An 11,197-nucleotide genomic window follows, 5' to 3' on the forward strand; every position below is an offset into this window, starting at 1 on the left:
GGTTTTTTAAACTAACATCACTTTTTTGAAAATTTTAGAGCAAACTTGTAATGCTCACATGATTATATTTTTCTTAAGCCTAGGCCACATAAGGCCTAGGCTTGAAAACCAGTGCTTAACTTATCATACCGTTTAGATTTGAAAAGCCCTAAAAAGCACTTTTTTTACGTTTTTTACTGCTTTTTCTCTGTTTCGACTGAAAAACTCTCAACAGGATGTACCAAAGCAAGTTTTAACACCTCATCGATCCATGTCACTGGGTGAATATCAAGACCTGCCAGTACGTTATCTGGGATCTCTTTTAAGTCACGTTCGTTAATTTTTGGAATAATAACGGTTTTTATTCCACCACGGTGCGCAGCTAGTAACTTCTCTTTTAAGCCACCAATAGGCAGAACTTCGCCACGAAGCGTTATTTCGCCAGTCATAGCAACATCAGCTTTAACTGGGTTACCTGTTAAACTCGACACCAGTCCAGTCACCATGGCTGCACCAGCACTTGGGCCATCTTTTGGTGTTGCACCTTCAGGAACGTGAACATGAATGTCACGCTTTTCATAAAAATCACTGTTAATGCGAAAAGTATCAGCACGATTACGCACCACAGTCATTGCTGCTTGAATCGACTCTTGCATTACATCGCCAAGTGAACCGGTGTAAGTCAATTTACCTTTTCCTGGCACGGCTGCACATTCGATTGTCAGTAAATCACCACCAACCTCAGTCCATGCAAGACCTGTAACTTGACCAATTCGATCACCGTCTTCTGCTTTACCATAGTCAAAACGTTGAACGCCTAGGTACTCTTCTAAATTATCTTGATTAATAGTCACCGTTTTAATGTCTTTTTCAATCAGAATATTTTTGACAGCTTTACGGCACAACTTAGAAATTTCTCGCTCTAGATTACGTACACCCGCTTCACGTGTGTAATAGCGAATAATGCCGATAATTGCACTATCGTCTATTTCAATCTCGTTGTCTTTTAAGCCATTACGCTTTACTTGCTTAGTGATCAGGTGCTCTTTTGCGATATTAAGCTTTTCGTCTTCTGTGTAACCTGACAAACGAATAACTTCCATACGGTCTAAAAGAGGACCAGGGATGTTAAAGCTATTCGAAGTAGCGACAAACATAACATCCGATAAATCAAAATCGACTTCAAGATAATGATCAGCAAAATGGCTGTTTTGCTCAGGATCCAGTACTTCTAACAATGCTGAAGCTGGGTCGCCGCGCATATCTGAAGACATTTTGTCGATTTCATCTAATAAAAATAGTGGGTTTTTGACCCCTACTTTTGTCATGTTTTGAATTAGCTTACCAGGCATAGAACCAATATACGTTCTACGATGGCCTCGGATTTCGGCTTCATCACGAACACCGCCTAACGCCATACGAATATACTTACGGCCAGTAGAACGGGCAATAGACTGACCAAGTGATGTTTTACCTACACCTGGAGGTCCTACAAGGCACAAAATTGGCCCTTTAAGCTTGTTAGTACGCTGTTGTACCGCTAGGTACTCCAAAATACGTTCTTTTACTTTATCAAGACCATGGTGTTCGCTGTCTAATATTTTTTGTGCACCAGCCAAATCTTTTTTAACTTTTGAACGTTTTTTCCATGGCACGTTAATTAATGTGTCGATGTAAGAACGTACAACCGTTGCCTCAGCTGACATTGGCGACATCATCTTAAGTTTATTAAGTTCTGTCGTCGCTTTTTCTTGCGCTTCTGATGACATGCCCGACTCTTCAATGCGCTTTTTGAGCGCTTCAAATTCATCAGGAACATCATCAAGTTCACCAAGCTCTTTTTGAATGGCTTTCATCTGCTCGTTGAGGTAATACTCGCGCTGAGATTTTTCCATCTGCTTTTTAACGCGGGTACGGATTTTCTTCTCAACCTGCAATAAGTCGATTTCACCTTCCATCAGGGCCATTAGGTATTCTAAACGCTCTGTCACGCTTGAAATTTCTAGCACTTTTTGTTTTTCAGGCACTTTTAACGGCATATGCGCAGCCATTGTGTCTGCAAGTCGCGCCGGTTCATCAATACCTGATACCGAAGTGAGCACTTCTGGTGGAATTTTTTTATTGAGCTTTACATAGCCTTCAAATTGGCTAATTGCACTTCGAATAAATACATCTTGCTCTTGTTCATCAATTAAATCTGATTCAATAAATTGAGCATCGGCAACAAAAAACTCGTCATTATCAGCGAAGTCTTTGATTTCAGCGCGCTGTGTGCCTTCTACCAATACTTTTACTGTCCCGTCAGGGAGTTTTAATAATTGAAGTACAGTTGCAATAGTACCAATGCGATAAATATCATCTTGCTCTGGTTCGTCTACAGTTGCATCTTTTTGTGCAACCAAGAAAATTTGTTTGTCTTTATCCATTGCCGCTTCAAGGCATTTTATTGATTTTTCACGGCCTACAAAAAGCGGGATCACCATGTGTGGGTACACCACAACATCGCGCAGTGCTAGCACTGGGATTTCGACTTGGTCGGTTCTCTCAAGCGTCATTATATTTCTCTTCGCACTTCATTTATTTAAAAGATTACTCAAGTATATGGGGATAACCACATTAAAGTTCAACAATTTTCCCCGACTCGTTTAAATTAATTATAAAAAAAGGAGCCTTAGGCTCCTTTTCAATGCAAATAGCTTAAAAACTATTCAGATGCAGCTTTATCTTGATTATTATTTTCATATATCAAGATTGGGTCTGACTCACCTTTAATTACCGTTTCGTCAATAACCACTTTACTCACATCGTCCATAGATGGAAGTTCGTACATGGTATCTAGTAAAATACCTTCTACGATAGAGCGAAGACCACGTGCACCGGTTTTACGAACCATTGCTTTGTGAGCGATAGCAGATAAAGCATCATCACGGAACTCAAGCTCTACATCTTCCATACCAAACAATACTGAGAACTGCTTAGTGATAGCATTTTTAGGCTCACTTAGAATTTGTACCAAAGCGGCTTCATCTAACTCTGTGAGTGTAGCAACAACTGGTAAACGGCCAATAAATTCAGGTATTAAACCGTATTTTACTAAATCTTCAGGTTCTACGTCTTTAAACGTCTCGCTTAAAGAACGTGCCTCAGCAGACTCTTTAACACTAACGCCAAAGCCAATACCAGTATTTTTATGGCTACGTTGCTCAATTACTTTATCAAGCCCTGAGAACGCACCACCACAAATAAACAAGATTTTAGAAGTATCTACTTGCAAAAATTCTTGTTGTGGATGTTTACGCCCCCCTTGGGGAGGTACAGAAGCAATTGTACCTTCAATCAGTTTGAGTAATGCTTGCTGCACACCTTCACCCGATACATCACGCGTGATTGATGGGTTATCTGATTTGCGAGAAATTTTATCTATTTCATCAATGTACACAATGCCACGCTGTGCTTTTTCCACATCGTAATCACATTTTTGCAATAGTTTTTGAATAATGTTTTCTACATCCTCACCCACGTAACCTGCTTCAGTAAGTGTCGTTGCATCAGCCATTGTGAATGGTACATCAAGTAAACGAGCTAGCGTCTCGGCTAATAATGTTTTACCACTACCAGTTGGGCCTATTAGCAAAATATTACTTTTACTAAGCTCAATGTCTTGCTTGGTTGATTGATTACGTAGACGTTTATAATGGTTGTAAACAGCAACAGACAATACTTTTTTCGCATGGTCTTGGCCGATAACGTAGTCGTCTAGGTGTTTTCGAATTTCTTTTGGAACAGGTAGTTTATCAGACGAGTCATGCTTAGGAGCAATATCTTTGATCTCTTCCCTGATAATATCGTTACACAACTCTACACATTCATCACAAACATATACTGAAGGGCCTGCAATTAATTTGCGTACTTCGTGCTGGCTCTTGCCACAAAAAGAGCAGTATAACAATTTATTACTTTTGTCGCCGTCTGTAGGAGTGTCAGACATTCAGCTACCTCATCTTATTACGTTGGCCACCAAAATTGATGGTGGCTATTTCAATACGCTTAACTATAACAAAATTTATTGTTTTTCGCATAGTAACTAAAAGTGATTAACAGGTCCCCTGCTCACCAAGCGCTTACTTTTTATCGCGATTTGCAAATACTGAGTCTACTAAACCGTACTCTACAGCTTCTGAAGCACTCATAAAGTTGTCACGATCAGTATCTTTCGAAATCACATCTAACGGCTGACCCGTGTGTTCTGCCATTAAGCGATTTAGCTTATCTTTAATAGATAGTATTTCTTTGGCGTGTATTTCAAAATCAGACGCTTGACCTTGGAAACCACCTAAAGGTTGGTGGATCATTACACGTGAGTTAGGTAAACAAAAACGCTTACCTTTAGCACCAGCGGTAAGCAAAAATGCCCCCATGCTCGCTGCTTGTCCTACACAAATAGTACTCACATCAGGTTTGATAAAGTTCATTGTGTCGTAAATTGCCATGCCAGCAGTTACTGAGCCACCCGGTGAATTTATGTATAAGAAAATATCTTTATCAGGGTTCTCTGATTCTAAAAATAGCATTTGCGCTAAAATTAGATTTGCCATGTTGTCTTCAACTTGGCCTGTTAAAAAAATAATACGCTCTTTTAAAAGTCGCGAATAAATATCATACGAGCGCTCACCTTTTGGTGTTTGCTCAACAACCATAGGGACCAATGCATTTAGGGGATCTGTAATACCAGTATTCATACTTATTTAATTCCTTATGCGCTTATACTTATCCTTATTATAAGGAAGCATAGTTATCGTTTTTCGCAAATTAAGAGCCAAAAACTAAAAATGGCCCGGGCACGCTGTTTAAACAGTGTAACACGAGCCATTTAATCGTTAGCGAGAGCTTAAGTCAATGACTTATTAAGCACCTTGCTGCGGATTCATGATGTCATCAAATGCTTTTTCAACGTCTGAAACATTTGCTTTAGCTAAAATAGCTTCAACAGCTTGCTCTTCCATTGCAACATTACGCATTTGTTGCATAAGTTGATCATTTGCTTTGTAGTATTCTACTACTTCAGTTGGATCTTCGTATGCAGAAGCCACTGTTGCAATTAATGCTTCAACTTTAGCTTCATCAACTTTAATGTCGTTAGCTTTGATTACTTCGCCTAATAAAAGACCAGTTTTAACGCGTGTTACAGCTTGCTCATGGAACAATTCAGCTGGAAGCTCAGGCATGTTTTTAGCGTCGCCGCCAAAACGTTGAGCTGCTTGCTGACGTAGTGCGTCAATTTCTTGATCAACAAGTGCTTTTGGCACTTCAATTTCGTTGTTTTCTAAAAGACCTTTGATTGCTTGGTCTTTAACGTTAGCTTTAACCGCTTGGTCAAGTTCACGCGTCATGTTCTTTTTAACTTCTTCTTTAAGCGCGTCTACACCGCCTTCGGTAACACCGAATTTAGTTGCAAACTCTTCGCTTAATTCAGGAAGCTCTTGCGCTTCTACTTTTTTCACTGTGATAGTGAATTGAGCTGCTTTACCTTTAAGGTTTTCAGCATGGTAATCTTCAGGGAATGTTACATCTGCAACAACTTCTTCGCCTGCTTTTTTACCAACGATGTTATCTTCAAAACCTGGGATCATACGACCTTGACCAAGCTCTAATGGGAAGTCATCAGCTTTACCGCCTTCAAATACTTCACCGTCGATAGTACCTACGAAATCAACTGTTACACGGTCACTTTCGCCAGCAGCTGTATCAACTTCAGCCCATTCTGCGTGTTGCTTACGAAGAGTTTCTAGCATGTTTGCTAAATCTTCGTCAGTTACTGTTACCGCTGGTTTTTCAACAGCAATTTTGTCTAAACCTTGAACTTCAACTTCAGGGTAAACTTCAAATGTAGCTGAGAATTCTAAATCTTTACCTGCTTCAAGTGATTTAGGAGCGAATGAAGGCGCACCAGCAGGGTTAATTTTTTCAGCAACGATTGCTTCAATGTAGTTACGTTGCATTACTTCGCCAGCAACTTCTTGACGAACTGCAGCGCCAAAACGCTTGTTAATTACAGATACAGGTACCTTACCAGCACGGAAACCATCTATACGCTGTGTTTTTGACAGTTGTTGTAGGCGTTTTTTTACTTCGGTCTCAACGTTCTCTGCAGGAACGGTGATAGTTATACGGCGCTCAAGGCCTTGGGTCGTCTCAACAGAAACTTGCATGATTTACCTCAATATTCAATTTTGGCGACTGTTCGCCTTCCTTACAAACAAAGTGATCTGCATGAGTCTTGATAAAGTTTAAGCGATTTTTCACACTTAAAAGCATCCGTCGCTACCATGAGATACCATTGCTGCTTTGCCCTTAGGGCACTATGTTAAACAATAGACGCGGCATTATAACCTAATATTTATGATAGTCGAGTATGGGGGGCAATTATTTGGGGTAGATTGGGTACTACAGCACCTAACCGAGTAAAAAACAGGCTAACTGTTGTTTTAAGAGGTTTAAGTGAGTTTTGTTTGTTGTAATAGTAAAATAGATTTTAAAAAAATACTGAAGAGTTATAAATAAGAAAATGGTCGGCGATGCAGGATTTGAACCTGCGACCCCTTGGACCCAAACCAAGTGCGCTACCAAACTGCGCTAATCGCCGACATTGAAGGCTAAGCTTCTTTTTTTCATACTGAACAATTAAACAGAGCGTTTAAAACCACTTTGAGAAGGTGGTCGGCGATGCAGGATTTGAACCTGCGACCCCTTGGACCCAAACCAAGTGCGCTACCAAACTGCGCTAATCGCCGATATTCTTGTAAATGGGGTGACTGATGGGGCTCGAACCCACGACAACCGGAATCACAATCCGGGGCTCTACCAACTGAGCTACAATCACCGCTATATTCACATGTTTTCAAATGGCGCACCCAGAAGGATTCGAACCTTCGACCGACGCCTTAGAAGGGCGTTGCTCTATCCAGCTGAGCTATGGGCGCATCGAAAACTTCATAGTTTACCAATAAGCTATTCGATTATAAATAAATTATAAAAAAATGGTCGGCGATGCAGGATTTGAACCTGCGACCCCTTGGACCCAAACCAAGTGCGCTACCAAACTGCGCTAATCGCCGTTACTTACTATTCTCTACGAGTGACCTCGTTGACAACGGGGTGCATAATAGTGATTTGACGGGGTTAGGTCAAACGTTTTTTTAAGAAAACAAATCAAGTGGTCATTTTTAGCCCATAATGGCTAAATATTATAATAGAAGACTGAAATTTAAACTATTTAATTACTCTAGTACTATATAGATGAAAAGCAACTTGGCGCTGCAATGCTTTTCTGCGAAAATGGCTTAGGTAATATTAAATGAAAAATAAAGTTGTTATTTTCTTTATAAGCATATGCCCCTTTTTATTATGCGTTCATTTGTAAAGTATCGGTATCTAGTTAATTAACCCCAATTAAAGGTCAACCATGACGGCAAACATCATTGATGGTAAAGCAATTGCAAAACAAGTACGTAGTACAGTTGCACAACGCGTAAGCGAACGCGTTTCTAAAGGATTACGCGCCCCCGGACTTGCAGTAGTCCTTGTAGGACTTGATCCAGCAAGCCAAGTTTATGTTGGTTCAAAGCGTAAAGCCTGTGAAGAAGTTGGTTTTATTTCAAAATCATTTGATTTACCAGCAGACACAAAAGAAGATGCTCTATTAAGTTTAATTGATGAGCTAAATAATGATGCTGAAGTAGATGGCATTTTGGTGCAGTTACCTTTACCTGATGGACTCGATGCAGAGAAAATTTTAGAACGCATTACACCACACAAAGACGTTGATGGCTTTCACCCATACAATATAGGTCGTTTAGCACAGCGTATGCCTGCGCTTCGTCCTTGTACGCCAAAAGGGATTATTACTTTACTCGATTCTACCGGTGTTCGTTATAAAGGCATGCATGCGGTTGTGGTTGGCGCATCAAATATTGTGGGCCGCCCTATGTCGTTAGAGCTATTACTGGCCGGTTGTACGACTACTGTGTGCCATAAGTTTACACAAGATTTAGAAACCCATGTGCGACGCGCAGACCTGTTGGTTGTAGCTGTGGGCAAACCTGAATTTATCCCTGGAGATTGGGTAAAAGAAGGTGCCATTGTTATAGATGTAGGTATAAACCGTTTAGATACAGGTAAACTAGTAGGCGACGTTGAATACAGCATTGCAGAGCAAAAAGCTCACTTTATTACTCCTGTTCCTGGCGGGGTTGGTCCAATGACCGTGGCCAGCTTAATTGAAAATACATTAGAAGCATGCGAAAAATATCATAGCTGAATATAATTCAAATAAAAAAGGGTTGCCATTCGGCAACCCTTTTTTATTGCAAGCGAGTAATTTTAGGCCTTACGCCACGTTGTTTTACCCGCCGAGTCTTCAAGTATTACACCTAAAGCATTAAGTGCATCACGGGCTTCATCAGCCGCAGCCCAATTTTTACTAGCACGAGCATCATTACGTTTTACAATTAACGCTTCGATTGTGGCAACCTCATTATCGTCTTGTCCACCTTGTAAAAACGCTTCTGGAACTTGTTGTGCAACACCTAGTACTTCGCCTATAGTACGTAATATAAACGCAAGTTGACCCGCCTGTGTTGCATCACTTTCTTTTACGCGGTTTAGCTCTTTTGCCAGCTCAAATAAAACAGGTAAAGCCTCTGGAGTATTAAAATCATCATCCATTGCTTTTCTAAATTTAATCACGAACTCGTTATTCTCAAGCTCACACTCGATGGGTTTAACGTCACGCAAAGCGGTATAAATGCGTTCAAGCGATGAACGCGCTTGGTCTAAGTTCTCTTGCGAGTAATTAAGTTGGCTACGATAATGACCTGATATTAAAAAGTAACGAACCGACTCAGGGTCGTACTCTTTCAGCACATCGCGAACAGTGAAAAAATTATCTAACGACTTAGACATTTTTTCTTTATTTACTTGTACCATGCCCGTATGGATCCACGTATTTACATACTTACCATTGTTGGCACAGCATGACTGCGCAATTTCATTTTCATGATGTGGAAACTGTAAATCAGAGCCCCCACCATGAATATCAAAATGTTCGCCTAAATGCTTTGAGCTCATAGCAGAACATTCAATGTGCCAACCTGGGCGCCCTTCTCCCCATGGAGATGACCACGATGGTTCACCAACTTTCGCTTTTTTCCATAAAACAAAATCAAGAGGATCGTCTTTATCTTGCGCAACTTCCACACGCGAGCCTGACTGCAACATTGTTAAATCTTGTTGAGAAAGCGCACCGTATTGCTCAAACGTTGATACATCAAATAACACGTCACCATCAGCTGCAACATAAGCATGTCCTTTAGCTATTAAACGCTCAACCATTTCAATAATTTCATCCATGTGCCCTGTTACCGTTGGCTCAACATCAGGGCGCAGCATATTCAAGCTGTCAAAATCTTCATGCATGGCTTTGGTCATGCGAAGTGTTAAATCATTTATTGACTCGCCATTTTCATTTGCACGTTTAATAATTTTATCGTCTACGTCGGTAATATTACGCACATATTTTAAATTGTAACCAATATGGCGAAGGTAGCGAACAATGACGTCAAAGCCAACAAATGTGCGCGCGTGACCAATATGACAGTAATCGTAAATGGTGATACCACACACATACATGTCGATTTTACCATCGACCATAGGTTTAAATTGTTCTTTTTGTCGCGTGAGTGTGTTGTATATTTGTACCATTTAGTTGGTGTCCTTCACTATTATCAAGAAAATGTATGTTACCACTTGAAAAGCATGGGCTCTAGCGCTTTGTTAATCTTAGCTAACTAAGATAAAATAGTCCGACTATTTAAACCAGTTATAGGAAAGCTCATGGTTGTTCTACACACAAACTTTGGTGACATCACCATTAAAATGTTTGAGCAAGAAGCTCCAAACACAGTAAAAAACTTTTTAGAGTATGCAAACGCAGGTTTTTACAACGGTACAATTTTTCACCGTGTAATTGATGGCTTTATGGTTCAAGGTGGTGGCTTTGTTTCAGGTATGGAACAAAAAGACGTTAACGACCCTATTCAAAACGAAGCTAACAACGGCCTATCGAATAAAGTAGGTACTTTAGCTATGGCACGCACACCAGATCCACACTCTGCTACAGCACAGTTTTTTATTAACGTTAACAACAACGATTTTTTAAACCACAGCAGCGAAACATCTCAAGGCTGGGGTTACTGTGTGTTTGCTGAAGTAGTTGAAGGCATGGATATTGTAGAAAAAATTAAAGGTGTAGCTACAGGGAGTAATGGCTTTCACCAAGACGTACCTCTTGAAGACGTAATTATCGAAAGCGTTACTGTTAGCTAATAGTTCGTTTACCCACGTAACGTGGAGTATCAGCGGGTGTCATTGCAACATGCATGCGCCCGCTTTATTTTGATCGAAAAGATATCCCTATGACTCAAAAAACGTATTTTATTGCTGATTTACATTTAACTGAAAACAGGCCTGATATTAGCGCTGCTTTTTTTAATTTTTTAGAATCTAACATTTTGAATCAAGACGTTGATGCGCTTTACATTTTAGGTGACTTTTTTGAAGTATGGGTAGGTGATGACTACGTCACTGAACTTGCGCTCAGTGTAGCTAAAAAGCTTAAAGCAGTAAGCGATTCAGGCATTCCAGTCTACTTTATTCATGGTAACCGCGACTTTATTCTGCGTGAACACTATGCAAATTTAGCAGGTATGACACTGTTAGATGAGCAAACTGTTATAGACCTTTACGGCACCCCAACTGTTATTTTACATGGGGACGAAATGTGTACCCAAGATATTGAGTATCAAAAATTTCGTAAAAAAAGCCGCGGTTGGTGGTGGCCAAAATTAATGCTTGCCATGCCATTATGGTACCGAAAAAAAATAGCTCGCAATGCCCGTGAAAAAAGTAAGCTTAGCCAAGCAGATAAACCGATAGAAATTTTAGACGTTGTTGATAATGCTGTCCTTTCGACATTTACGAAGCACAAAGTTGTTAACATGATCCATGGTCATACGCATCGACCAAATATTCATACATACTCACTAAATGGGCAAACGCTTACACGCACTGTTTTAGGGGACTGGTATGAACAAGGCTCCTACTTAATTGTAACACCTCAAGAACAAAGGCTAATAAACACACCATTTAAATGAGCTACCAA

Annotated in this window: 8 protein-coding genes and 5 tRNA genes; 3 read left to right on the forward strand and 10 right to left on the reverse strand. The window is 40.2% G+C overall.

From position 1 onward, the window contains the following. Positions 1 to 173 precede the first annotated feature (173 nt). From lon to ACFI34_RS09900, 9 genes are all read right to left on the reverse strand, one after another. A complete protein-coding gene (gene lon / locus ACFI34_RS09860; protein WP_462673354.1) occupies positions 174 to 2,534 on the reverse strand; it encodes an endopeptidase La in 2,361 nt (786 codons plus the stop codon). A gap of 149 nt (positions 2,535 to 2,683) precedes the next feature. Further along, positions 2,684 to 3,967, reverse strand: coding sequence for an ATP-dependent protease ATP-binding subunit ClpX (gene clpX, locus ACFI34_RS09865; RefSeq protein WP_058405730.1), 1,284 nt, complete (start codon positions 3,965 to 3,967; stop codon positions 2,684 to 2,686). A gap of 133 nt (positions 3,968 to 4,100) precedes the next feature. Beyond that, positions 4,101 to 4,718 (reverse strand): ATP-dependent Clp endopeptidase proteolytic subunit ClpP, encoded by a 618-nt coding sequence (gene clpP, locus ACFI34_RS09870; RefSeq protein WP_008126622.1) that lies wholly within the window; start codon positions 4,716 to 4,718, stop codon positions 4,101 to 4,103. Positions 4,719 to 4,883: 165 nt separating this feature from the next. Next, entirely contained in the window at positions 4,884 to 6,188 is a 1,305-nt protein-coding gene (gene tig, locus ACFI34_RS09875; protein WP_462673355.1) for a trigger factor, read from the reverse strand. 357 nt (positions 6,189 to 6,545) lie between these two features. Further along, positions 6,546 to 6,622, reverse strand: a tRNA-Pro gene (locus tag ACFI34_RS09880). Between the two features lie 71 nt (positions 6,623 to 6,693). Next, positions 6,694 to 6,770 (reverse strand) — tRNA-Pro (locus tag ACFI34_RS09885). Positions 6,771 to 6,783: 13 nt separating this feature from the next. After that, positions 6,784 to 6,859: transfer RNA gene (locus tag ACFI34_RS09890), tRNA-His, on the reverse strand. 23 nt (positions 6,860 to 6,882) lie between these two features. After that, positions 6,883 to 6,959 (reverse strand) — tRNA-Arg (locus ACFI34_RS09895). Positions 6,960 to 7,017: 58 nt separating this feature from the next. Then, positions 7,018 to 7,094: transfer RNA gene (locus tag ACFI34_RS09900), tRNA-Pro, on the reverse strand. A gap of 347 nt (positions 7,095 to 7,441) precedes the next feature. On the opposite strand from ACFI34_RS09900, the gene folD reads away from it, so the two are divergent. Then, on the forward strand, positions 7,442 to 8,296 hold the full coding sequence (gene folD, locus ACFI34_RS09905; protein ID WP_008127813.1) for a bifunctional methylenetetrahydrofolate dehydrogenase/methenyltetrahydrofolate cyclohydrolase FolD: 855 nt from the start codon (positions 7,442 to 7,444) through the stop codon (positions 8,294 to 8,296). A 62-nt stretch (positions 8,297 to 8,358) separates the two neighbouring features. On the opposite strand, the gene cysS is transcribed toward folD, so the two are convergent. Beyond that, entirely contained in the window at positions 8,359 to 9,738 is a 1,380-nt protein-coding gene (gene cysS, locus ACFI34_RS09910) for a cysteine--tRNA ligase (RefSeq protein ID WP_462673356.1), read from the reverse strand. 132 nt (positions 9,739 to 9,870) lie between these two features. Here cysS and ACFI34_RS09915 point away from each other — a divergent pair, with 132 nt between their 5' ends. Both ACFI34_RS09915 and ACFI34_RS09920 read left to right on the forward strand, forming a co-directional pair. Beyond that, on the forward strand, positions 9,871 to 10,362 hold the full coding sequence (locus ACFI34_RS09915; RefSeq protein WP_462673357.1) for a peptidylprolyl isomerase: 492 nt from the start codon (positions 9,871 to 9,873) through the stop codon (positions 10,360 to 10,362). Between the two features lie 89 nt (positions 10,363 to 10,451). Continuing rightward, positions 10,452 to 11,189 carry a UDP-2,3-diacylglucosamine diphosphatase gene (locus ACFI34_RS09920; protein WP_462673358.1) on the forward strand — a complete coding sequence of 246 codons (738 nt, stop codon included), beginning with the start codon at positions 10,452 to 10,454 and terminating at the stop codon, positions 11,187 to 11,189. Positions 11,190 to 11,197: the final 8 nt, after the last annotated feature.

The organism is Pseudoalteromonas sp. PSi26 (genome assembly GCF_054960575.1).